18 protein-coding genes are annotated in these 22,109 nt (G+C 70.7%); 4 read left to right on the forward strand and 14 right to left on the reverse strand.

What is annotated here, in order from left to right:
* Positions 1–420 precede the first annotated feature (420 nt).
* The 4 genes from ACYQ77_RS29645 to ACYQ77_RS29660 form a co-directional block, all read right to left on the reverse strand.
* A complete protein-coding gene (locus ACYQ77_RS29645) occupies positions 421–2,568 on the reverse strand; it encodes an OmpL47-type beta-barrel domain-containing protein (protein ID WP_459716920.1) in 2,148 nt (715 codons plus the stop codon).
* A gap of 65 nt (positions 2,569–2,633) precedes the next feature.
* Positions 2,634–6,623, reverse strand: a complete 3,990-nt coding sequence (locus ACYQ77_RS29650) for a ThuA domain-containing protein (protein ID WP_459716921.1) — start codon at positions 6,621–6,623, stop codon at positions 2,634–2,636.
* Positions 6,624–6,647: 24 nt separating this feature from the next.
* Positions 6,648–7,796, reverse strand: a complete 1,149-nt coding sequence (locus ACYQ77_RS29655; protein ID WP_459716923.1) for a multicopper oxidase domain-containing protein — start codon at positions 7,794–7,796, stop codon at positions 6,648–6,650.
* Positions 7,797–8,189: 393 nt separating this feature from the next.
* On the reverse strand, positions 8,190–8,849 hold the full coding sequence (locus ACYQ77_RS29660) for a TetR/AcrR family transcriptional regulator (RefSeq protein ID WP_459716924.1): 660 nt from the start codon (positions 8,847–8,849) through the stop codon (positions 8,190–8,192).
* Between the two features lie 84 nt (positions 8,850–8,933).
* On the opposite strand from ACYQ77_RS29660, the gene ACYQ77_RS29665 reads away from it, so the two are divergent.
* The gene (locus ACYQ77_RS29665; protein ID WP_459716925.1) at positions 8,934–9,812 is read left to right on the forward strand and encodes an NAD(P)H-binding protein; all 879 of its coding nucleotides are present in this window, start codon (positions 8,934–8,936) and stop codon (positions 9,810–9,812) included.
* Here the strand turns inward: ACYQ77_RS29665 and ptsP are convergent.
* From ptsP to ACYQ77_RS29700, 7 genes are read right to left on the reverse strand one after another with little or no spacing between them, the layout of a single operon-like run.
* On the reverse strand, positions 9,756–11,402 hold the full coding sequence (gene ptsP, locus ACYQ77_RS29670) for a phosphoenolpyruvate--protein phosphotransferase (protein ID WP_459716927.1): 1,647 nt from the start codon (positions 11,400–11,402) through the stop codon (positions 9,756–9,758). The genes ACYQ77_RS29665 and ptsP overlap by 57 nt on opposite strands.
* Positions 11,395–11,661 (reverse strand): HPr family phosphocarrier protein, encoded by a 267-nt coding sequence (locus ACYQ77_RS29675; protein WP_459716928.1) that lies wholly within the window; start codon positions 11,659–11,661, stop codon positions 11,395–11,397. The genes ptsP and ACYQ77_RS29675 overlap by 8 nt, the downstream gene beginning before the upstream one ends.
* A gap of 34 nt (positions 11,662–11,695) precedes the next feature.
* On the reverse strand, positions 11,696–12,736 hold the full coding sequence (locus ACYQ77_RS29680) for a zinc-dependent dehydrogenase (protein ID WP_459716929.1): 1,041 nt from the start codon (positions 12,734–12,736) through the stop codon (positions 11,696–11,698).
* Between the two features lie 3 nt (positions 12,737–12,739).
* Positions 12,740–13,186 carry a PTS sugar transporter subunit IIA gene (locus tag ACYQ77_RS29685; RefSeq protein ID WP_459716931.1) on the reverse strand — a complete coding sequence of 149 codons (447 nt, stop codon included), beginning with the start codon at positions 13,184–13,186 and terminating at the stop codon, positions 12,740–12,742.
* Positions 13,179–14,639, reverse strand: a complete 1,461-nt coding sequence (locus ACYQ77_RS29690; RefSeq protein WP_459716932.1) for a PTS mannitol transporter subunit IICB — start codon at positions 14,637–14,639, stop codon at positions 13,179–13,181. The genes ACYQ77_RS29685 and ACYQ77_RS29690 overlap by 8 nt, the downstream gene beginning before the upstream one ends.
* Positions 14,636–15,580: a 1-phosphofructokinase gene (gene pfkB, locus ACYQ77_RS29695; RefSeq protein ID WP_459716934.1), complete on the reverse strand. Its 945-nt coding sequence runs from the start codon at positions 15,578–15,580 to the stop codon at positions 14,636–14,638. Before pfkB ends, ACYQ77_RS29690 begins: the two co-directional genes overlap by 4 nt.
* Positions 15,577–16,338, reverse strand: a complete 762-nt coding sequence (locus ACYQ77_RS29700) for a DeoR/GlpR family DNA-binding transcription regulator (protein WP_459716936.1) — start codon at positions 16,336–16,338, stop codon at positions 15,577–15,579. The genes pfkB and ACYQ77_RS29700 overlap by 4 nt, the downstream gene beginning before the upstream one ends.
* Positions 16,339–16,506: 168 nt before the next feature.
* Between ACYQ77_RS29700 and ACYQ77_RS29705 the strand changes: the two genes are divergently transcribed.
* Both ACYQ77_RS29705 and ACYQ77_RS29710 read left to right on the forward strand, forming a co-directional pair.
* Entirely contained in the window at positions 16,507–17,163 is a 657-nt protein-coding gene (locus tag ACYQ77_RS29705) for a DUF742 domain-containing protein (protein WP_459716937.1), read from the forward strand.
* 1 nt (position 17,164) lies between these two features.
* Complete coding sequence (locus ACYQ77_RS29710) at positions 17,165–17,797, forward strand: class I SAM-dependent methyltransferase (RefSeq protein ID WP_459716939.1); 633 nt, start codon at positions 17,165–17,167, stop codon at positions 17,795–17,797.
* Here ACYQ77_RS29710 and ACYQ77_RS29715 read toward each other — a convergent pair.
* The 3 genes from ACYQ77_RS29715 to ACYQ77_RS29725 form a co-directional block, all read right to left on the reverse strand.
* The gene (locus ACYQ77_RS29715; RefSeq protein ID WP_459716941.1) at positions 17,757–18,527 is read right to left on the reverse strand and encodes a DNA-formamidopyrimidine glycosylase family protein; all 771 of its coding nucleotides are present in this window, start codon (positions 18,525–18,527) and stop codon (positions 17,757–17,759) included. The genes ACYQ77_RS29710 and ACYQ77_RS29715 overlap by 41 nt on opposite strands.
* 137 nt (positions 18,528–18,664) lie before the next feature.
* Positions 18,665–19,786 carry a Bcr/CflA family efflux MFS transporter gene (locus tag ACYQ77_RS29720; RefSeq protein WP_459716942.1) on the reverse strand — a complete coding sequence of 374 codons (1,122 nt, stop codon included), beginning with the start codon at positions 19,784–19,786 and terminating at the stop codon, positions 18,665–18,667.
* Positions 19,787–19,997: 211 nt separating this feature from the next.
* The gene (locus ACYQ77_RS29725; protein ID WP_459716944.1) at positions 19,998–20,855 is read right to left on the reverse strand and encodes a helix-turn-helix transcriptional regulator; all 858 of its coding nucleotides are present in this window, start codon (positions 20,853–20,855) and stop codon (positions 19,998–20,000) included.
* 108 nt (positions 20,856–20,963) lie between these two features.
* On the opposite strand from ACYQ77_RS29725, the gene ACYQ77_RS29730 reads away from it, so the two are divergent.
* A complete protein-coding gene (locus tag ACYQ77_RS29730; RefSeq protein WP_459716946.1) occupies positions 20,964–21,992 on the forward strand; it encodes an aldo/keto reductase in 1,029 nt (342 codons plus the stop codon).
* The last annotated feature ends 117 nt before the right edge of the window (positions 21,993–22,109 follow it).

Raw genomic sequence — 22,109 nt, forward strand, 5'->3', positions numbered from 1 at the left:
GTGGCGTCCCGGCGATGGCGGCGCGGATCCCAAGGCGCAGCAATAACTCTGGCTCGCGCCCGTCGTCCCCGGACCGGTATTGGAAGCAAAGGAAAGCCTCCCCGGCGGGCGGCGACCGCCCGGGGAGGCTCCGTTCGCGGAGTCCGCGATGTTCTGGCCGCACACCCCCGAGGCGATGGCTGTGTCCGTGGTGTATGCGACCGGTCGAGCGCGTCCAGCGGCGGGTTTCCTCGGCATCGCAACGGGTTCCACCGGGACACCCGCGCGGCGCCGTTCCCGCAGGTGGTGTCACCGGTCCACGAGGGTCGCATTCCGGTGACAACTCTGGCTCGCGCCCGTCGTCCCCGGACCGGTACTGGAAGCACAGAAAAGCCTCCCCGGGCGGGCGGTGACCGCCCGGGGAGGCTCCGTTCGTGAGCGTCAGGCGCGGCGCGCCGTCGAGACGCCCACGTCCGAGTTGACGGCCGCGGTCACGATGCGGTCGCGCATGGCGCCGGTGATGACGCCGTTCTGCACGAGTTCTCTCGTCACGGCCTTCACGTGGCGGACGAACTGGTTGTGGGTGGACCAGTCGCCGTCCTCGTCGATGACGTCGTTGATCGTGCAGCCGTTGCCCGTGTCGATGTTCGGGACCTGGCTGTCGATGTCACCGATGATCACGGTGTCGCGGACGTCCGAGTCCGGGCACACGTCCGGGCCCGGCGCGGGGCCGGACTCCACGACGGTGAACGAACCCGACAGTTCCGCCGACGTGTTCCCCGCCTTGTCGGTGGCCCGGTAGTAGAACGTGTGCGCACCGGCGGTGTTCACGACGACCGGCGCCGTGTACGCGGTCCAGGCGCCACTGTCCAGTTTGTACTCGACGGAGCCGACGCCCGAGCCGGTGTCCAGCGCGGAGACGGTGATGTTCGCCGCGTCGAGGTACTGCCAGCTCGAGTTCTGGGTGCCGGACACCACGGCGGAGACGGACGGCGGGGTCTCGTCGACCTCACCGGACACCACCGTGAACGTCACGGAACCCTCGGTGGACACGTTCCCCGCCTGGTCGGTGGCGCGGAACAACACCGTGTGCGCACCCGGGCCGGAGACCTGGACGGCCGAGGTGTACGCGGTCCACGCACCGCCGTCGACCTTGTACTCGATCGACGCGACGCCGGAACCGCCGTCGTTGTCGGTGGCGGTGACCGTCACCATGGCGGAGCCGATGTAGGCGCCGTTCTCGTCCTGCTGGCCGCTGACCCGGCCGGACACGGTCGGGGCCGTCGCGTCCTGCTGGACCACGGTGAAGTGGGCCATGCCCTCCGGCGAGACGTTGCCCGCCTCGTCGGTGGCGCGGTAGCTCACCATGTGCATGCCGGGCGTGTTCACCGCGACCGGCGTGCTGTACGCGGTCCAGGCGCCATCGTCCACCTTGTACTCCACCGACGCGACACCGGACTCGGCGTCCTCGGCGGACAGGGTGACGGTGGCGACGTCGACGTAGTTGCCCTCGGCGTCCTGCGTGCCGGAGACCTCGGCGTCGACCGTCGGCGGCGTGGTGTCGGTCTGGTCGGCCACCACGGTGAACTGCTTCGAGCCCTCCGTGGAGACGTTGCCCGCCTCGTCCGTCGCCCGGTACAGCACGGTGTGCTGGCCCAGCACAGACACGAGCACCGGCTGGGTGTACGGCGCCCACGCGGCACCGTCCAGCTTGTACTCGGTGGTCGCGACACCGGAACCGCCCTCGTTGTCGGTGGCGGTGACGGTGACCGTGGCGGACTCGACGTAGTTGCCGTTCCCGTCCTGGTTGCCGGTGACCGTGGCGGTCACCGTGGGCGGCGTGGTGTCCTCGCCGCCGCCACCCTCGACGACGGTGAAGGACCGCGAGCCCTCCGCCGACACGTTGCCGGCCACGTCCGTCGCGCGGTAGGCGACGGTGTGCGCGCCGAGCGCCGACACCGCGACCGGCGCCGTGTACGGGGTCCAGGCGCCCGCGTCCAGCTTGTACTCGGTGGACGCGACACCGGAACCGCCGGTGTTGTCGGTGGCGGACAGGTTCACGGTCGCCTGGTCGACGTAGTTGCCGTCGCCGTCCTGCGTGCCGGTGATCGTGGCGGTGACCGTGGGCGGCGTGGTGTCCTCGCCGCCACCGCCCTCCACGGTGAACTCGCCGACCATGGTGCTGTGGCCGGGGATGGTGCAGTGGAAGCGGTACTTGCCCGGCGTCAGCGTCACGGTCGCCTCGTGGCGGCCGCTGTTGGCGTCGAACGGGTTGGCCAGGATGTTCAGCGACACGTCGTGGTTGTAGCCCGGCGTGGACGTGTCGAACGTCAGCGTGTGCGACATGCCGGTGGTGTTGCCGGTCGCCTCGCTGTTCTCGAAGACGATCGTGGTCTCCCCGGCCACCGCGGTGGTCGGGAACGACTTGTACGCGGAGATGCTGTCGTCCGCGGTGAACGTCAGTGTCTGTGCTGCGGCCGCGGCGGTCGCGGGCGGTGGTTCCGCTGCCGGGGAGGCGGACGCGGGTAGCGCCACCAGCCCCAGAACGGCCACCGCGGCGCCTACCGCGGCGATGAGACGTCTGGACATGTCAGGAAAAGTCCTCCAAGGGGGACGGCCGGGCGGCGCCACGAGGACACCGCCCGGCCACCCTGCTACAGGGGCCGCACCCGGATGTTGCGGAACTCGATGAGGTCGTTGTTGCTGTGGTTCTGGAGGCCGATGAAGCCCTCCGCGAACTGGCGCAGCGTCGTGTTCGGGTCACCGGCGCGGGAGGACTCCTGCCCCGGTGCGTTCTCGAACTCGTTGATCACCACGCCGTTGCGGATGATCGTGTAGTGCTGGCCGACAACACGGATCTCGTAGTCGTTCCACTGGTTCTTCGGGGTGGTCCCGGCATTGGCGAGCGTGTTCGGGTCGAAGTTGTAGACCGACCCGGTCTTCTGCGGCTCGCCGGTCTCACCGTCGTAGATCTGGATCTCGTGACCGCAGTAGATCGCGACCCAGGCCTGCGACGTCCGCGCGGACCCGACCGTGCCACAGCTGCCCGCGGGCCGCTGGTCGAGCGGGGTCCTCGGGTCCGGGAACCGGACGAACACACCGCTGTTGGCCCGGAAGCCCTCCGGTGCGATGTCCTTGAACTGCAGCTTCACCGAGAAGTCCCGGTAGGGGTTCTTGGCGTACCACAGCATCCCGAGCCCGCCGGTGCCGCGCAGCGCGCCGTCCGGCTGGACCGTGAACTGCCCCGACGGTGCCATCGCCCAGTTGTTGAACGAGGACTCGGTGCCGTCGAAGATCGCGTCGTAGCCGTACTGACCGGGGTTGCCGATCACGGACGCCTGCGCCGCCTTGTTCAGCTTGTCCTGCTGGTTGGCGTTGATGATGCCGAGCTGCTTGAGGTTCTTCGTGACCGTCTGGACGTGGTTCACGAAGCCCGCGTGCGACGACCAAGTGATCTCGTCGTCGATCAGGTCGTCGATCTTGCAGCCGCCACCGGTGTTCTTGTTCTGCACGGTGGTGTCCACCGCGTCCTCACCCGGGCCGAACTTGACCGTGGTGGTCGGGTCCGACACCGAGCAGCCCACGTTCACCGCGGTCCGCGAGACCACCACTTCGCCGTCGGCGTAGGTCGTGGTCAGCTTGGCGGTGTACGGGCCGGTGCGGGTGTAGGTGTGCTTCGGGTTGGCCTCCGTGGAGATGGTGCCGTCGCCGAACTCCCACTTCCAGGACACGCCACCGGACTTCGCACCGTAGAACTGGTGGGTCAGCGCCCGGTTCTGCACCGCGACGTTCGACGCCGCCGGCGTCGGGGTCGCGGCACCGCCGATGTAGCTGATCTTGATCAGCTTCTGGTTCGGCGCGATGGTGAAGAAGCCGCTGCCGTAGTCCATCATGTACAGCGCGCCGTCCGGACCGAACTTGGCGTCCATCCAGCTCTGCAGCTTGTTGTCACCGGAACCCGGCGGGATGATCTGCCGCAGCGTCTCGGCGAACACGGGCGGCTGCGCCGTCGGCACGCCGGCCGGGTCCACCGTCACGGCGATCCGGTTGTTCGCGTTGGACTGGTCACCGATGAACCACTTGTCGTCCCAGTACTCCGGCCACGCGACACCGCTGTTGGTGTTGACGCGGTCGTAGTGGTACGTCGGGCCGGACATGACCGCCTGGCCGCCACCACGCAGGTACGGCTGGGTGTAGGTCGCGTCCGCGGCGACGTACGTCGGGATGTTGCTGTTCGGGCGGTTCGGGAACACCGGGCCGCCACCGTCGGGCGAGTACCAGATCATGTTCTTCTTCACCGGCGGCAGGTTGATCAGACCCGTGTTGCGCGGCGAGGTGTTGATCGGGTTGTCACAGTCGTACCAGCCCGTGAGGACGGCCGCGTCGCTGCTGCTGCGGTCGCGGTACGGCTGCTTGTTGCCCATGCAGTACGGCCAGCCGTGGTTGCCCGCCTCGGTGATGATCGTGGCGGTCTCGTACTTGGCCGGGCCGAGCTCCGGGCTCGGCGACGACGCGTCCGGACCGACCCACGCGGCGGTCAGCCAGTTGGTGACCGGGTCGACCTGGATGCGCGACGGGTTGCGGACACCCATGACGTAGATCTCCGGCAGCGTCTTCGCGGTCCCGGGCGGGAACAGGTTCCCCTGCGGGATCGTGTAGGTGCCGTCGGCCTCCGGGTGGATCCGCAGGATCTTGCCGTTCAGGTTGTTGGTGTTGCCCGAGGTGCGGCGAGCGTCCTGGAAGGACACCCCCTTGTACTCTTGCGTCCAGTTGTTGCCGGAGTACCCGTTCGAGCCCTGCGACGAGTTGTTGTCGCCGGTGCTGACGAACAGGTTGCCGTCCTTGTCGAACGCCATGCCACCGCCTGCGTGGCAGCAGCTGTGGATCTGCGCGTCCCAGGACAGCAGGTCCTTGCGGGTCGACTGGTCGATCGTCACGTTCGCCTTGTCGAAGGTGAACCGCGAGATCGTGCGCTTGCCGATCCGGTTCTCGCGGTCGATCGACTCGTGCGGCATCCAGTAGGCGTAGACCCAGCCGTTCTCGGCGAAGTTCGGGTCGAGCGTCAGACCGAGGAGACCCTCCTCGTTCTTGACCAGCTCGTCACCGCTGCCGCGGTTGCCCATCACCACGAGCGTGGTGAGCAGCTTCGCCTTCTTGGTCGCGGGGTCCCACAGGTGGATCGTGCCGCAGCCCTTGCCGATGTTCGGGTTGGTCCAGTCGTTCGGCTGGGGCACGGCGTTGTTCGCGCACGCGCCGCGGCCGATGTAGAAGACCTTGCCGTCCGGGGCGATGGTCAGGCCGTGCGGCTCGCCCATCTGGTCGAGCTGGCCGGCCGCGTTGTTCGCGTTCAGCTTCTCGATCTTGTAGTTGGACGCGATGGTCGCCTTGCAGTCACCGCGCACCATGCCGGTGGTCCACTTCAGCGCGCCGAGGATGTGGTTGCGGAACGCCTCCTCCCCGTAGCTCGCCTCGGTGCGGCCCATGCCGGTGTAGAAGGAGCGGCCACCCTCGTAGTCACGGCACCACGAGATCGGGTGGAACGCGCCGTTCGCGCCGGTGCCCGGGTCGTAGGTGTTCTCCCGGACCTGGGCGATGGTGTGCACCTGGCCGATCGGGTTCTGCTCCCAGTTGAGGAAGCGGTCGGTGCGCTTCCACGTGTAGCCGAGGCCCTCGTTGGCCGGGTGGTGCCGGTCGAGGACGTCGATCGTCGCCTCCTGGACCGCGGGCTCCGGCGGCGGCGGGAGCTGCGACGGGTCGGCCACGAGGTCCCAGTCGGCGAGCTGCACCAGCGGCTCACCGGAGTTCGCGGTGATGTTCAGCCGGTAGTGCAGGTACGCGGTGGTGTTCGTGAACGTGAACTCGCGCTTCTGGAACCGCTGCGGGAAGTCCTCGTTGGTGCGGGTGTCCAGGTCGGTCCACGTGGCACCGTCGTTGGAGCCCTGCAACGTCCAGTTCTTCGGGTCGCGGCCGTCGAAGTCGTTCGCCGAGGTCAGCGCGTAGCTGTTCACGGCGAACGGCGCGGCGAGCTTGTAGGCGACCCATCCCGTCGGGTTGAACGTGAGCCACTTCGTCGCCGGGTCGCGGTCGATCAGCTTTTCTTTGGTCTCGTTCGGCGGGTTCTCCGCGCTCGCGGTGACCGAGGAGACCAGCCGGGCGCCCACCGGACGGGCGCCGATGAGGCCGGTAAACCAGGTCGAGTTCTCCTGGGCGCGGGCCGCGTCGGAGATGCCGAGGAAGCCGCCGCCCGCCTTCATGTAGGTCTGCAGCGCGGCTTCCTGGGTGCTGTTCAGCGCGACGCCCTGCGCCGACAGGTAGACGACGCCGCGGTACTTCGCGAGGTTCGCGGAGTTGAACGCGGCCGGGTCGGACGACACGGTGACGCCGATGCCGTTCGCCGAGGCCAGGCTGGTGATGGCGTCCGTGGCGCGGACCACCGGGTCCTTCTGCTCCGCGGCCGCGCCGCGGAACACGAGGATGTTGATCCCGCCCGCGGTGGCGGTGGACGCCGGTGCCGCCGCGGCAGGTGCCGGTACTGCCGCGACTGTGCTGATGAGAGAAGCACCGAGAGCAAGCGCTGCCCCCAGCGCCGTGTATCTGATGGCTCGTCGCCTTCGCGACCAGCCGATAGAGCCTCTTCGCCCCATGGTCGGGCTGTCCTTTCTCTGCGCTTACTTGTGGCCGTGCGGGGTCGTGGTGGTCGAGCCGCTCTTCTTGACCTTCTTCGCGGAGGGGTTGTCCGGCGCGATCGGCGCGATGCCGTCGTGCGGACCCGTCGGCACCGGGGTGCCGCCCATTGCCTTCATGTCCATGGAGGTCATCTCGTGGCCGTGGAAGCGGTCGATGGCCTCCTGCGCGCCCGGCGGCATGCTGCCGTCGGGGTTGCGGACCAGGAAGACACCGGACATCCCCGCGTCCGAGTGCCCCTGGACGTGGCAGTGGTACATCCACGCGCCGGGACCGACGCCCTCACCCGCGATCACCTGGAAGCCGAACGAGCTGCCGGGGTCGAGGTTCTTGTTGTCGATCACGGGGCTGTTGTCGCTCGCGCTCGCGAGCATGCCGGTGCGGGTGTCGGCCCAGCGGTGGGCGTGCAGGTGGAAGGTGTGCAGCAGGTTCCCGTGCCCGATGCAGATCCACTCGACGCGCTCACCCTGGTTCGCCTCGAACATGGGCGTGTCCGGGGCGATCTTGTTGTTGATGGTCTGTTCGTTGAACACGACCGTGTACTGCCGGTCGGGCAGCAGGTCGCCGCGCTTGCGGACGATCAGGCCGCCGTACAGGCCGCGCATGAGACCGATGGTCCCGTGGTCGCCGCGCATCGCGTGGTCGTGGTAGTGCCAGTAGCCCGCGCTGCCCGGCATGTACACGCCGTCACGCTGGTACGTGGTGCGGGTGCGCCAGGTGTAGACGCGGGTCTCGCGGGGGTTGTTGAAGGAGCCGTTGAACGGCGCGCCGTCCGAGTTGGTGTCGTAGTTGACACCGTGCGGGTGGATCGACAGCCGCTCGTCGGTGTTGTTGACCAGTTCGATCTCGAGCGTGTCGCCCTCGTAGATCTCGAGGAGCGGGCCGGGGATCGTCGGCTTGCCGGGTTCCAGGGCGTAGCCGACGAGGTTGGTGCCTGCGATGACCTCGGCGTAGAGGGTGATCTGACGGGTCTGGCCTGCCGCGGCAGCCGAGGCTGACGCGGACTCGGCTCCGGCCGCCGCGGAGAAGGCGGCGACGCCGCTGGCCGCTACGGCGGGGGCGAGCACGCCCGCTGCCGCGGCACCGGCGAGCATCGATCGGCGCGAGAGCGCCGGTCGGCCGTCTCTGTCCATTGTGGAACTCCGTTCATGGGCACGGGAATGAGCGGTCGCACGGACCGCTCGGGTTGCTGCTGGGATCAGACGACGCGGCATGACGCATGGATGGCACGTGGGTGACGTCCGTTGTCACGCTGCCTCGCCTTTCGACCCGGGGTGGCTGCCGGGCGTCCCTCTGGTGGCGTGGACATAGCCGCTTCCGACTAAACGACTCGAACTTATGTCGATCGTCGACGAAAGTTAAGGCCCAAATGGCGTAACGGACCGGACAGTCTCTGACAGCGGCTTCACCCTGGGGATGGTCAACGGGCTGGTTAGTACACCGGGTGGTCGAATTTGACCGCCGTGTCCGAACCTGGCCGAAGAGCGGACGGGAGCAAGGGGTCCGTCATCGCGCAGGGCCCGGGGTCAAGGGCGGGTTGCCCGGTCCAGCCACTCCGCGAGCATGGCGCGTTCCGTGTCCGTGAGGCCCGGCAGGTCGGGGACCACCGTGCGGAAGGCGACCGCGGCCGCGACCGGGCCGTCCTCCGCCAGCGCGGGGGCGTCGGTGAGGATCCGGTGGGTCACCGCCTCGTACATGGCGTCCGCCAGGCCCTCGTCCGGGTCGGGGGTCGTCAGCAGGGTCAGGACCGCGCCGGTGCACGCGGCGTGGATCAGCTCCACCGCGCGCTGCTCGGACACGCGGAGCCTGCCGATCGCCGCGACCCGGCGGACCTTGGCCCGCAGCTTCTCGCGGCCCGCGATGGTCGCCGGGGACGGCGGGCGGCCCGCGAGCAGGACGTACAGCGCAGGGTTGGCCAGGCCGAAGCCGACGTGCGTGTCCCAGCCGGCGCGCAGGTCGGCGAGGGGGTCGTCGCCGTCGGGGATGCGGGACTTCGCCGCGACGTAGGTCGCGAACACGTGCTCCGCGACGGCGTCCAGGAGACCGTCCTTGTCGCCGAACATGCGGTAGATGGCCGGGGCCTGCATGCCCGCGGCGTGGGCGACCCCGCGGGTGGTCACCGCGGCCGGCCCCTGTTCGCGCAGCAGCCGGGCCGCGACCTCGACGAGGTTCGTCCGGACGTCCATGGTTCCAACGATAACAGCTTCTTGCTATCGACGTATTTCCAGTGTTAGCGTCGAAGTGATTCCATCGATATCACGAGGTGAAGCATGATCGTCGTCAGTGGGGCCACCGGGAAGCTCGGGGCACTGGTCGTCGAGCGGTTGCTGGAGCGGGTGCCCGCGGCGCAGGTCGGGGTGAGCGTGCGCGCGCCCGAGAAGGCCGGGCACCTGGCCGCGCGCGGGGTCCGGGTGCGGCAGGGCGACTTCGCGGCTCCGGACACGCTGGCCCACGCGTTCGAGGGCGCCACGCAGGTGCTGCTGGTCTCGGTGAACGCGATCGGACCGGAGAAGGTCGCGCAGCACACCGCCGCGGTCGACGCCGCCTACGCCGCCGGGGCCAAGCGCGTCCTCTACACGAGCCACCAGGGCGCGGCCGACGGCTCGCTGTTCGCGCCCATGGTCGACCACGCCGCCACCGAGTCCTACCTGGCGGGGCTGGGCACGCCGTTCACGTCGCTGCGCAACGGCTACTACGCCGACACCATCCCGCTCCTGTTCGGCCGGGCACTGGAGACCGGTGAGCTGGTCGCCCCGGCCGACGGGCCCGTGTCGTGGACCGCGCACGTCGACCTCGCCGAGGCGGCCGCCCGCGTCCTCACCGACGAGGGCCGGTTCGACGGGCCGACCCCGCCGCTCACCGCGCCCGAGGTGACCGACCTCGACGGAGTCGCGGCGGTCCTCGGCGAGCTCAGCGGCCGGACGGTCCGCCGGGTCGTCGTGGACGACGACGAGTGGGTGGCGGGTCTGGTTGCGCAGGGCTCGCCCGCGGACCGGGCGACCATGCTGCTCGGCATGTTCCGCGCGTCCCGGCGCGGCGAGTTCGCCGTCACCGATCCCGCGCTGGAGGAGCTGCTCGGCCGCCCGGCCACGTCACTGCACGCGTTCCTCCGCGACCGCCTTGCGGGCGGCTTCGGCGGTCGGGGCTGACAGGGCCAGCCCGGCCAGGCGCTTGCAGTCGTCCGTCGTGCGGGTGGCCAGTGCCGCCCGCACGGCGGGCACCGACGGCGCCGACATCGACAGCGTCGTCACGCCCATGCCGACGAACACGCACGCCAGCAACGGGTCGCTCGCCGCCTCACCGCAGACGCCGACCGGCTTGCCGAGTTCCTGCCCGGCGGACGCGACCAGCGCCACCAGCTCCAGCACCGCGGGCTGCCACGGGTCGAGGAGGTCCGCCAGCTCGCCGTTCATGCGGTCGGCGGCCATCGTGTACTGGCTCAGGTCGTTGGTGCCGATGGACACGAAGTCCACGGCGGCCAGGATCTGCCTGGCCTTCAACGCCGCCGCGGGCACCTCGATCATCACCCCGGCCGTCCGCAGGCCCGCCTTGTGGACGGCGGCCGCGAACTCCTCGGCCTCCGAAGCGGTCGCGACCATGGGCGCCATCACCCACACGTCGGCCGTCGTGGCGCTCGCCGCGCGGGACACCGCCTCGAGCTGCTCGGCCAGCACCGACGGGTCGACCCGGGACGTGCGCAGGCCGCGCACGCCCAGCGCCGGGTTGTCCTCCTCCGCGAGGCCGAGGAACGGCAGCGGCTTGTCCGCGCCCGCGTCCAGCGTCCGCAGCACCACCTTGTTGTCCCCCGCGGCCTCGAACAGCTCCCGGTACGCCGTCTCCTGCTCGGCGACCGGTGGGGCCGTCGTCCGGCCGAGGAACAGGAACTCCGTGCGGAACAGCCCGACGCCCTCGCCGTCGGGCGCGAGGTCGGCCGCGCCGCCGACGTTCTGCAGCAGCGGCACGGCGACCCCGTCGGCCGTGCGGCCGGGACCGGTCAGCGCCGCGTTCCGCGCGCGTTCCGCCTGTCCCGCGGCGACGATCTCGGCCGCCTCCGACGGCGTCACGACCGCGACCGCGCCGGTCGTGCCGTCGACCGAGACGGTCGTCCCGTCGGTCACGTCGAGGATGCCGGCGCAGCCGACGACCGCGGGCAGTCCCCTGGCACGCGCCAGGATCGCGGTGTGGCTCGTCGGGCCGCCGCGGCGGGTGACGATCGCGCGGACCGAGTCGTCCAGCAGCGCCGTGTCCGCCGGCGACAGGTCGTCGGCGACCAGCACGTACGGCACCCCGGGCCGGGGCAGGCCCGGCATCGGCACGTCGAGCAGCCACGCGACCGCGCGGTCCCGCAGGTCCGCGAGGTCGGCCGAGCGCTCGGCGAAGTAGCCGCCCAGCTCGGCGAACGTGGCCTGCTGGTCGGCGATCGCGTCCGTGATCGCCCACGCGGCGGGCCTGCCCGCGGCGACCTTCGCGGCGACCGCGTCGGCGAGGGTCATGTCGGCGGCCATCATCGCCTGCGTGGCGAGGACCTCCGCCGCCGGACCGGTCACCCGCGCGGCCAGCTCGTCGAGCGAGGTCGCCACGAACTGGAGCGCCTTCGCCGCCCGCTCCGCCTCGTCGGGCCCCGGCGCGGGCACGTCCGCGGGCAGGACCGGCGGGGCACCCATCGCGTGGACGGGGCCCGCCGTGCGGCCAGGGCTGACGCCGAGACCGTGGAGATGGCCGTGCAACTGCTCAGGCATCGAGATCCTGCTCCAGGATCTCGGCCATCGCCGCCAGCGCGGCGTCGGCGCCCTCGCCGTCCGCGGAGATGGTGACCGTGTCACCGCCGTGCGCGCCGAGCGACAGCACCGCGATGATGCTGCGCGCGTCGACCGGCGGCTTCGCGGCCGTGCCGATCCGCACCGTCACCGGCTGGGCCTGCGCGGTCTTCACGACGATCGCCGCCGGCCTGCCGTGCAGGCCGATCCGTGACCCGACAACAACGTCCCTCGTGGGCATGCGTCCTCCTCGACGGGCCCTGCGACAACAACTACTACGGCTGGATGGTCACCTTGATCGCCGAACCGGACGACACCAGCTCGATGGCGTCGTGCAGTTCGGACAACCGCAGGCGGTGCGTGATCAGGTCGGCGACCGGCACCTGGCCGGACGCGATCAGTTCGAGGGCCTTCTTGTTGTGCGCGGGGCTGGAACCGTTGGCGCCCACGATGGTCAGCTCGCGGTAGTGCACCAGGTTCGAGTCCAGCGTGATCGTCGGCTTGTCCTTGGGCAGGCCGCCGAAGAAGCTGATCCGGCCGCTGCGCGCGGCCATCTGCAGCGCGTCCTCCTGCGCGGCGCCGGACGCGGCCGCGGTGATCACCACGTCGACGCCGCGGCCGTCGGTCAGCTTCTTCACCTCGTCGACCGCGTCCACCTCGGCCGAGCAGATCGCCGCGTCCGGGTGCACCTTCTCCGCGGACATGTCCAGGCGCGCCCGGTTCAGCTCCACCAGGAACACCCGGTTGGCGCCGCGGGCCCGCGCGAGCCGCACGTGCAGGCAGCCGATGGGCCCGGCGCCGACCACGACCACGTCGTCGCCGGGGCCGACCTTCGCGAGCTCCTGCCCGTTCAGCACGCACGCGAGCGGTTCGGCGACCGACGCCTCCGCGAAGTCCACGCCGTCGGGGATCCGGTTGAGCCCGTCGACCGCAAGCACCTGCCGCGGCACGACCAGGTACTCGGCAAACCCGCCGTCGTAGTGGTAGCCGACCGAGGTCTGGTTGGGGCAGACCTGCATCCGGCCGTCCCGGCACTCGGTGCACTGACCACAGGGGACGGCCGCGATGACCTGCACCCGGTCGCCGGGCGCCCAGCCGGACACGGCCGAGCCGACCTCGACGACCTCGCCCGCGATCTCGTGGCCGATCACGCGCGGCGGCACCAGGTGGTGGTGACCGTGGTTGAAGATCTTCACGTCGGTGCCGCAGGTCGAGCACTGCTGCACCGCGATCTTCACCTCGTCCGGGCCGGGGCCCGGCTCGGGCGCCTCCTCGAGGCGGATGTCACCGGGGGCGTAGAAACGCGCCACCTTCATGGGTTACAGGTCCTTCCCTATCGATTCGAGCAGGTCGTGGACCGCGTCGACGCTCGCGGAGGTGCGCAGCTGCTCGGCCTGCGCGGGGTCCATGAGGATCTGCGCAAGCGCGGACAGCACGGTCACGTGCTCGTCGCCCTTCGCCGCGATGGCCACGCAGATGGTGACGGTCTGGCCGTCCCAGTCCACGCCGTCGGGGAACTGCAGCACCCCGAGCGTCGTGCGGCGCACCAGCGCGCGGCTCTCGTCGGTGCCGTGCGGGATCGCGACGCCCTCGCCGATGAACGTCGACACGGACTTCTCGCGCTCCAGCATGGTGTCCGGGTAGCCGTCCTCGACCGCGCCCAGCTCGGTGAGCACCGCGCCGCACTGGCGGATCGCGTCCCACTTGTCGGCGGCCGTCAGGCCGAGGCGGATGCCCTCCTTCGGGAGGACCGATGAGTCAGCCACGGATCTCGCCGCCTTCCTTGATCGCGTTCTCGAGCCGGTCGAACGCCGGGTCGCCGAGGAACATCCGGAACTCCACGACCACCGCGTGCGGCACGGTCGAGCGGGCCCGGTCGGCGAGGTCGGCGTGGGTGAGCACGAGCCGTGCCCCGGCGGGGATGTCGTTGACCGCCACGTGTTCCACGGTCACGCCGTACGGCTTGAGCCGCGTGCGCATCTGGGACGCCAGCATCACCGACGAGCCCATGCCGGCGTCGCAGGCGACGACGATGCTGGTCACCTCGCTGCCCAGGATGACGGGCTTGGTCGCCACGGCGCCGTTGGCGGACGGGGCGTCGGCGGCCGGGGCGGCGGCCGCCGACGGTTCAGGGGCCGGGGCGGCGACGGCTTCTTCCTCGGTGTCCGCGCCGTGGCCGAACTTCATCAGCGCGGCGGCGACGACGAACGAGACGACCGTGGCGACGGCGATGCAGAGCAGGACGCTCAGGTGACCACCGCGTGGCGTGACCGCCATGTAGGCGAAGATGCTGCCCGGCGCGGGCGGCGCGACCAGCCCGGAGTTGGTGACCAGTGCGGTGCCGACACCGGCCATGCCGCCGGCGATCGCGGCCAGGATCAGCTTCGGCTTCATCAGCAGGTACGGGAAGTAGATCTCGTGGATGCCGCCGAAGAAGTGGATGATGATCGCGCCGGGCGCGCTCGGCCGGGTCTTGCGCGGGCCGAAGAACCAGAACGCGAGCAGCACGCCGAGGCCGGGTCCGGGGTTGGTCTCGATCATGAACAGGATCGACTGGCCCGCTTCCCGCGCCTGCTCGACGCCGAGCGGGCCGAACACGCCGTGGTTGATGGCGTTGTTGAGGAACAGCGCCTTCGCCGGTTCGACGATGATCGACACCAGCGGCAGCAGGCTGTTGTCGACGAGGAAGTCGACGGCCTTGCTGGCCGCGGTGGTGAGCGCCTCGACGACCGGGCCGATGCCGATCAGGCCGAGCAGCGCCATCAGGCCACCGAGGATGCCGGCCGAGAAGTTGTTGACCAGCATCTCGAAGCCGGACCTGACCTTGCCCTCGATCGCGCGGTCGAACCACTTCATCAGCAGCGCCGCGAGCGGGCCGATGATCATGGCGCCGAGGAACATCGGCACGTCGGCGCCGACGATCACGCCCATGGTGGCGATCGCGCCGACCACCGCGCCGCGCTGGCCGTGCACCATCCGGCCACCGGTGTAGCCGATCAGCAGCGGCAGCAGGAACTTGATCATGGGGTCGACCAGCTGGGCCAGCGTCTCGTTCGGCAGCCAGCCGGTCGGGATGAACATCGCGGTGATCAGGCCCCACGCGATGAACGCGCCGATGTTGGGCATGATCATGCCCGCCAGGTTGCCGCCGAACCGCTGGACCCGGGCGCGGATCCCGTTGCCCTGTAAGTTCTTCAGCTGGGAGACGTCAGTCGTCATTGAATCCGCTCCAGTTTCTCCGAAAGGTCGATCGAGGCGTGGACCAGCACGGAGTCCCGGTCCACATCCCCGGGGCCCGGCATCCGGCTGCCCGGTAACCGGACCGCGGCCGCACCCCACGACAGCGCCTCGACGAGGGCATCCCTGCCGGCCACCCCGCCGGCCAGATACCCGGCGAGCATCGCGTCGCCCGCACCGACCGCACTGCGGCCGCGGTCGACGGGCGACTCGCCGTAACGCACCCCCTGCTCGTCCACCAGCACCGCCCCGTCGGCGCCGAGGCTGGCGAGCACCGTCTCCGCCCCCTTGTCACGCAGGACCTGCGCGGCCCGCACCGCGTCGCCCAGCGTGGCGATCTCGAAGCCGACCGACTCGGCCAGCTCTTCCCGGTTCGGCTTCACCAGCGCGGGCCCGGCGCCGAGCGCCGCGGTGAGCGCGGGCCCGGAGGTGTCCACGACGAACCGGATGCCGCGTTCGGTGAGCCGTGCGCCGAGGTCGCGGTAGAACGTGTCCGGGACCCCCGGCGGCAGGCTGCCGCTCGCCACCACCCAGTCGGCGGTGGCGGCGGTGTCCAGCACCGCCTTGACGATGCGTTCCAGGTCGTCCTGCCCCAGCTCGCCGCCCGGCTCGTTGATCTTGGTGACCTCGCCGTCCGGTTCGACGACGCTCACGTTGGACCGGGTGTGGCCGGTGACCGGCACCGCGCACACGTCGATGCCCTCCTCCTCCAGGAGTTCGCAGAGCTGCCTGCCCTCCGGCCCGCCGCGGGGCACGACGGCGCAGGTCGGCAGCTTGTGCGCGGCGAGGGCGCGGGCGACGTTGACGCCCTTGCCGCCCGGGTCGAGGCGGGTCCCGCTCGCCCGGACCAGCGCACCGCGAACCAGTTCCGGGACCTCGATGGTGCGGTCCAGGCTGGGGTTCAACGTGAGCGTGAGGATCATGCGCGGATCACCCTCGGTCCCTGCCCTTCGATCTCCGCGGCCAGCTGGGGGTCCATCCCGCTGTCGGTGATGAACAGGTCGATGTCCGACAGCTCGGCGAAGCGCGAGAGGTGGTCGGAGGACAGCTTCGTGTGGTCGGCGAGCAGCACCGTGCGGCGCGCCGCGCCGACCATGGCCTTCTTCACGGCGGCTTCCGCCTGGTCGGGCGTGGTGAGGCCGCGCTGGACGGACATGCCGTTGGTGGCGATGAACGCGACGTCCACATAGGACTGCGCGAGGGCCTCCAGCGCCCACGGGTCGACGCAGGCCAGCGTGCGGGAGCGGACGCGGCCGCCGATGAACAGGACGTTGAAGTTCGTGCGGCCCGCGAGCGAGAGCGCGATGGGCAGCGCGTTCGTGAGGATCGTGAGCTGCCGGTCGACGGGCAGGATCTCGGCGAGCCGGGCGGTGGTGGTGCCCGCGTCGAGGAGGATCGAGCCCTCCTCGGGGACCTCGGCGAGCGCGGCCTTCGCGATCCGGTCCTTCTCGGCGCCCAGGACGGCGTCGCGGGCGGCGAGGGCGGGCTCGAAGCCGAGCCGCTCGACGGGGATGGCGCCGCCGTGCACGCGGCGGAGCAGCCCGTGGCGCTCGAGCACGGAGAGGTCGCGCCGGATCGTCTCGCCGGTGACCGCCAGCTCAGCGGCCAGGTCGGCGACGTCGACCCGCCCTTCGCGGCGGGCCCGGTCCACGATGTGCTGCTGACGCTCTTCTGCGTACATGTGGATTTACCACCGTTTCATCTGTGTATCGTTGTGTTTACCTGGTTTAGCCACATCAAGTCAACACCTGGTTTACCGCAGGAGCCGCCCGTCCGGCCTCTTGCCGCGCGATGTGAAATCGACGTAATATCCGGCCCGACCTAGGCCGACCAGTGGTGGTGAGCAGGCTTGTACTACGGCGGCTGGGGCAGTTACCAGGACTGGGAAGCGAACGACTTCCGCCCGAAACCGCCATCCCCGGAGCCGGAGCCGGACGGCTCGGTGAGCGGGACCCTCGCACCACCCACCCCCGCGGTACTGCCGATCGGACCCCGCTCCGCGGTCCCGGCGGGCCGCAGGTCGCTCGGCCGCCGCGACAAGAAGCCGAAGAAGCTGCTCCCCCTCGCCCCGCCGCCGACCCCGGCACCGGAACCCGACCTGGTGTCCCCGCTTGCCGACGCGGGCCCGTGGGCCGATCCGAAGGAGCCGGAGCCGCTGTCGATGGAGGCGAGCAGCCCCCGGCAGCTGGTGCGCCCGTACACGAGGACCGGCGGCCGCACCCATGTCGGCTACCGGCTGGAACTGGAGACCCTGCTGTCGACGGCGCTGACGCACGAACGCGAACGCCACGCGCTGCGTGACGACCTGCGCGCCATCTGCGACCTGTGCCTGACCCCGCACTCGACCGCCGAGGTGTCCGCCCACCTGCGCCTGCCCCTGGGCGCGGCCCGCGTGCTGATCGCGGACGTCGTCGACCTGGGCCTGCTGCACGTCCACGAGTCGGCCGCGGACAAGCCGTCGATGGATCTCCTTTACCGGATCGCGGCGGGCCTGAAGAATCTCTGACGTGAAGGACATCGTCCGCCACGGGTACGACGTGCTGTCCCGCGTCTACCAGGACGCCTACCCGACGGGCACCAAGTACCGGCCGTGGCTCGCCGACCTGCTCGGCAGGCTCACGCCGGGCAGCACGGTGGTGGACCTGGGCTGCGGCTGCGGCCTGCCGACGGCCGAGGTCCTGTCGGCGGCGGGCCACGACGTGACGGGTGTCGACTTCAGCGAGGTGCAGGTCCGGCGCGCCCGTGACCTGGTCCCGGGCGCCCGGTTCGTGTGCGCGGACGCGACGGAGGTCGACTTCCCGGCGGGTTCCGTCGACGCGGTCCTGTCGTTCTACATGTTCATCCACCTGCCGCTGGCCGAGCAGCCGCCGCTCCTGGCGCGGATCGCCCGCTGGCTCCGCCCCGGCGGCTGGTTCCTGGCGACCATGGGTCACGGCGCGTGGACGGGTGTCGACGACAACTGGCTCGGCGGTGGCGCCCCGATGTGGTGGAGCCACGCGGACGCCGACACCAACCGACGGTGGCTCACGGACGCGGGTCTCGTCGTCGAGCACGAGGAGTTCGTGCCGGAGGGCGACGGCGGCGTGGTGCTGTTCCGGGCTAGGACGGCCCGGTCTGGCAGCGGGGGCAGTGGTAGCTGACGCGCTCGCCCGGCGTGTGGACGACCGGGCCGCCGCACCGCAGGCACCCCTGCCGGAGCCGCCCGTACACCCAGAGCGACCGGCCGCGACGCGGGTCGCCGGTCGTGTTGCGGACGGGGTTCAACGCGTTGCGCAGCAGGAGTTTCCGCGCCCACCGCACGACCTTGTCGGCGTCCACTTCGGACACCGGCGTCCACGGCGTGACACCGAGCAGGAAGCACAGCTCGACCTTGAAGACGTTGCCGACGCCGGCCATGACCGTCTGGTCCAGCAGCGCCTCCCCGAGCGGGCGCGCCGGATCGGCCGTCAGCCTGCGCACCGCCTCGGCCTTCAGTTCGTCGGACCAGGCGGGATCGAGCAGGTCGGGCCCGAGGTGGTCGACCAGCCGGTGCTCGTCCCGGGTGGCCACCAGCGCCATCTCGAGCAGCAGTTTGCCGACGGCCGTCTTCCCGGGGATCCCCAGCACCGCCCGCGTCTGGAAGTTGATCTGCGGGCGGCCGGTGTAGACCCGCCAGGAGCCGTCCATGCCGAGGTGGCAGTGCAGGCTCACGTCCCCGCCGAACCGCAGGAAGAGATGCTTGCCCACGGACACCGCGCGGTCGAACACCCGCCCCGTGAGGTCCACAGTGGACAACCGGGGGTGGCGGAGGTCGGCACGGGTGAGGGTGACACCGCCCAGCGCCTCGGTCAGCCGGTGGGCCGTGGCGTAGACGGTGTCGCCTTCTGGCATGCACCCACCTTAACCAGCACATCAGGCACGCACAGCTCCGTCCGGCCACACCACGCGTTCCTCCGCCAGGCGACCCGGCCGAAGACAGCGGCAGGCGCCGCACCCGGTCTGGGTGCGGCGCCTGCGCGGATGTTCAGCTAGGCGACGGCGAGCGCGCGCTGCCGGACCATGGTCGCCGCCAGGGCGAGCCACGCGATCAGCACGCCGCCGGTCATGGTCAGTGCCATGGCCGGGCCGTCGTTGCCCAGCACGCCGACGACCGGGGCGATCAGCGCGCCCAGCCCGAACTGCGCCGCACCCAGCAGTGCGGCCGCGGTGCCCGCCGCCTCGCCGTGGCGGGACAGGGCCAGCGCCGGGGCGTTCGGGAGCACGAAGCCGACCGCGCCGAGCAGGAGCAGCAGCGGCACCAGGAACCCGGGCAGACCGCCGAAACCGGACGCCGCGAACACGACCAGCACGGCACCGAAGGCGAGTGCGGCGGCCAGCGCGCCGAACACGATCTGCTGCGCCGACCAGCGGTTCAGCAGCACCACGTTCAGCTGCGACGCCCCGATCAGCGCGACCGCGCCGATCGCGAACACCAGCCCGAACTCCTGCTGGGACAGCCCGAACGTGTCCTGCAGCACGAACGACGAGCCGGACACGTAGGAGAACAGCGCGGACATGCCGAGCGCCGCGACCAGCGCGAGCACGACGAACTGCTTGTCGGTGACGAGCATCCGGTACGTCGACAGCACGGGCCGCAGCGAGCCGGTGCGCCTGCGCTCCGGCGGCAGCGTCTCCTTCAGCAGGAAGATCGCGACCAGCAGCAGCGCCACCCCGAGCGCCGCCAGCACGGCGAACACGCCGCGCCACGAACCGGACAGCAGGATCCCGGCGCCGATCGACGGCGCGAGGATCGGCGCCGCGCCCATCACGAGCATCAGCCGGGACAGGATGGTCGCCGCCGCGCGGCCCGTGAACAGGTCACGGACGACGGCCATCGCGACCACCATGGCCGCCGCGGCTCCGACACCCTGGAGCGTCCGCAGCAGGCCGAGCACGACCACGTTCGGTGCGATCAGCACGAGCAGCGACGCGGCGATGTGCACCGCCGTGCCCGCGATGAGCGGCTTGCGCCTGCCGACCGCGTCGGACAGCGGGCCGATCACCAGCTGCCCGAGCCCGAGGCCGACGAGTGTGCCGGTGAGCGTCAGTTGCACCGCCGACTCCGACGCCATGAGGTCGGCGCCGAGCGCGGGCAGTGCGGGCAGGTACATGTCGATGGTCAGGGGACCGAGAGCGATGAGCGCGCCGAGAACGAGGATGACCTTCAGTCTCGCGGCTCCAGTTGGCGACTCTGCCGACTGCTCCGAACGGTCCAAGGTAGACGGACGGGACCGGGGGTCTGGGGGTCGCTCCCCAGAAGGACGCAGAGTGGCCTGTTCCATGGTCGGGTGCAACTCCGCGCGTGCCGACTTTGTTCCCGCGTCAGGTCAGAACGGCGATTTTCGTTGCCAGCGCACGGAGTTTGCGTTCCGTTTCCGAACCCTTCGCCGCCGTGTAGGTGCACAGCCGCTGGTCGGGTGCATTGGGGACGGTGAACGCCTCGAACGTGACGACGAGCTCACCGACCTCCGGGTTGCGGATGCGTTTGACGCCGTGGTCGCGGTCCAGCACGTCCTGCGCGTCCCAGAACCGGCGGAAGTCGGCGCTCGCGTCCCGCAGCTCGCACATCACCTGGTGCGGCCTGCCGTGGTCGGGGAAGTGCCCGACCTCGGCCCGCAGCGCGGACACCAGTTCGCTCGCGATCTCCTCCCAGTCCGGGTAGAACTCGCGGGACTCCGGCCGCAGGAACACCAGCCGCGCCGCGTTCAGGTCAGCGGCGGGCAACGTCTCGAAGTCGAAGGTGAGGCGGTTCGCGAGCCGGTTCCACGCCAGGATGTCCATGCCCGGCCCGTAGACCATCGCGGGCACGGTGTCGTCCATGGCCTGGAGCAGCTCCAGGATCTGCGGCCGCACCGAGGGCCGGTCGGCGTTCGCGCACGCGCCGCCCGCGTTGCGGTGGCTGGGCAGCGTGATGTTGCGCAGGTAGGTGTGCTCGGCCGCGGTGAGCCGCAGCGCACGGGCGATGGCGTCGAGGACGGCGTCGGAGATCGCCGGCGCGCGGCCCTGCTCGATGCGCGTGTAGTAGTCGACGCTGATGCCCGCGAGCTGCGCGACCTCCTCACGACGCAGGCCGCGGACCCTCCTGCGCGCGACTCCGTTCGGCAGGCCGAGCGCGGCCGGGTCGAGCGCGGCGCGGCGGGCCTTCAGGAAGGGCGTGATCTGGTCCTCAACCTGTCCCATGCCCACCAGTATCCCGCAAGGTGGTTCTGCCAGGCCCAGGTTGAAGGGTGCCTGGCGGCCCTGTCCCGCGGCCCGGAAGGTGGAGGTCGTAGGACAGGAGGAGATTTCATGAAGCGCAGGACTCTCGGGGGCACGGGCATCTCGGTGAGCCAGTACGCCCTCGGCGCGATGATGTTCGGCAAGATCGGCAACCCCGACCACGACGAGAGCGTCCGGATCATCCACCGCGCGCTCGACGCCGGCATCAACTTCGTCGACACCGCCGACATCTACTCGGACGGCGAGTCGGAGGAGATCGTCGGCAAGGCGCTGAAGGGCCGCCGCGACGACGTCGTGCTGGCCACGAAGGTGCACGGGTCCATGGGCCCGGACGCCAACCACGCGGGCAACTCGCGGCGGTGGATCGTCCGCGAGGTGGAGAACAGCCTGCGGCGGCTCGGCACCGACCACATCGACCTGTACCAGGTACACCGTCCGGACCCGGCCACGGACATCGACGAGACCCTCGCCGCGCTCACCGACCTCGTCCGGTCGGGCAAGGTGCTGGCGGTGGGCAGCTCGACGTTCCCGGCGGAGCAGATCGTCGAGGCGCAGTGGGTGTCGGAGAAGCGCGGCCACGTGCGGTTCCGCACGGAACAGCCGCCGTACTCGATCCTCGCCCGCAGCGTCGAGGCGGCGGTGCTCCCCACCGCCCAGAAGTACGGGATGGGCGTCCTGACGTGGGGCCCGCTGTCGGCGGGCTGGCTGTCGGGCAAGTACACGCGGGCAACGGACGTGACGACGAGCGACAGCAGCCGGGTCGCGATCGAGTCGCACAAGTTCGACCCGGCGCGCCCGGAGAACGCGGCGAAGCTGGCGGCGGTGGGCGAACTGTCGAAGCTGGCCGCGGACGCGGGCCTCACCCTGCCCCACCTGGCGGTCGGCTTCGTGCTGTCCCACCCGGCGGTGACGTCGGTGATCATCGGCCCGCGGACGATGGACCAGCTGGAGTCACTGCTGGCGGGCGCGGACACGGTGCTGACGGCGGACGTGCTGGACCGCATCGACGAGATCGTGCCCCCGGGCACCGACCTCAACCGCGCGGACAGCTACTACACCCCACCCGCACTGGCGGACGCCTCCCTGCGCCGCAGGTAGCGGCCCGCCCGTGAGCCCGGCTTGGCCCCGTCCTGAAAGGCGCGTTCAGACATCACGCCTGTCCTGAACGCGCCTTTCAGGACACGAAAGCCAGGCGGAGCACCCGGCCCACAACAG

The sequence above is a fragment of the Actinophytocola sp. KF-1 genome, from assembly GCF_054661535.1.

Bases quoted from the DNA above. Each gene is read 5' to 3' on its own strand.
- ACYQ77_RS29645 (WP_459716920.1), bottom strand. From the start codon at position 2,568: ATGTCCAGACGTCTCATCGCCGCGGTAGGCGCCGCGGTGGCCGTTCTG.
- ACYQ77_RS29650 (WP_459716921.1), bottom strand. From the start codon at position 6,623: ATGGGGCGAAGAGGCTCTATCGGCTGGTCGCGAAGGCGACGAGCCATC.
- ACYQ77_RS29655 (WP_459716923.1), bottom strand. From the start codon at position 7,796: ATGGACAGAGACGGCCGACCGGCGCTCTCGCGCCGATCGATGCTCGCC.
- ACYQ77_RS29660 (WP_459716924.1), bottom strand. From the start codon at position 8,849: ATGGACGTCCGGACGAACCTCGTCGAGGTCGCGGCCCGGCTGCTGCGC.
- ACYQ77_RS29665 (WP_459716925.1), top strand. From the start codon at position 8,934: ATGATCGTCGTCAGTGGGGCCACCGGGAAGCTCGGGGCACTGGTCGTC.
- ptsP (WP_459716927.1), bottom strand. From the start codon at position 11,402: ATGCCTGAGCAGTTGCACGGCCATCTCCACGGTCTCGGCGTCAGCCCT.
- ACYQ77_RS29675 (WP_459716928.1), bottom strand. From the start codon at position 11,661: ATGCCCACGAGGGACGTTGTTGTCGGGTCACGGATCGGCCTGCACGGC.
- ACYQ77_RS29680 (WP_459716929.1), bottom strand. From the start codon at position 12,736: ATGAAGGTGGCGCGTTTCTACGCCCCCGGTGACATCCGCCTCGAGGAG.
- ACYQ77_RS29690 (WP_459716932.1), bottom strand. From the start codon at position 14,639: ATGACGACTGACGTCTCCCAGCTGAAGAACTTACAGGGCAACGGGATC.
- pfkB (WP_459716934.1), bottom strand. From the start codon at position 15,580: ATGATCCTCACGCTCACGTTGAACCCCAGCCTGGACCGCACCATCGAG.
- ACYQ77_RS29700 (WP_459716936.1), bottom strand. From the start codon at position 16,338: ATGTACGCAGAAGAGCGTCAGCAGCACATCGTGGACCGGGCCCGCCGC.
- ACYQ77_RS29715 (WP_459716941.1), bottom strand. From the start codon at position 18,527: ATGCCAGAAGGCGACACCGTCTACGCCACGGCCCACCGGCTGACCGAG.
- ACYQ77_RS29720 (WP_459716942.1), bottom strand. From the start codon at position 19,786: ATGTACCTGCCCGCACTGCCCGCGCTCGGCGCCGACCTCATGGCGTCG.
- ACYQ77_RS29725 (WP_459716944.1), bottom strand. From the start codon at position 20,855: ATGGGACAGGTTGAGGACCAGATCACGCCCTTCCTGAAGGCCCGCCGC.
- ACYQ77_RS29730 (WP_459716946.1), top strand. From the start codon at position 20,964: ATGAAGCGCAGGACTCTCGGGGGCACGGGCATCTCGGTGAGCCAGTAC.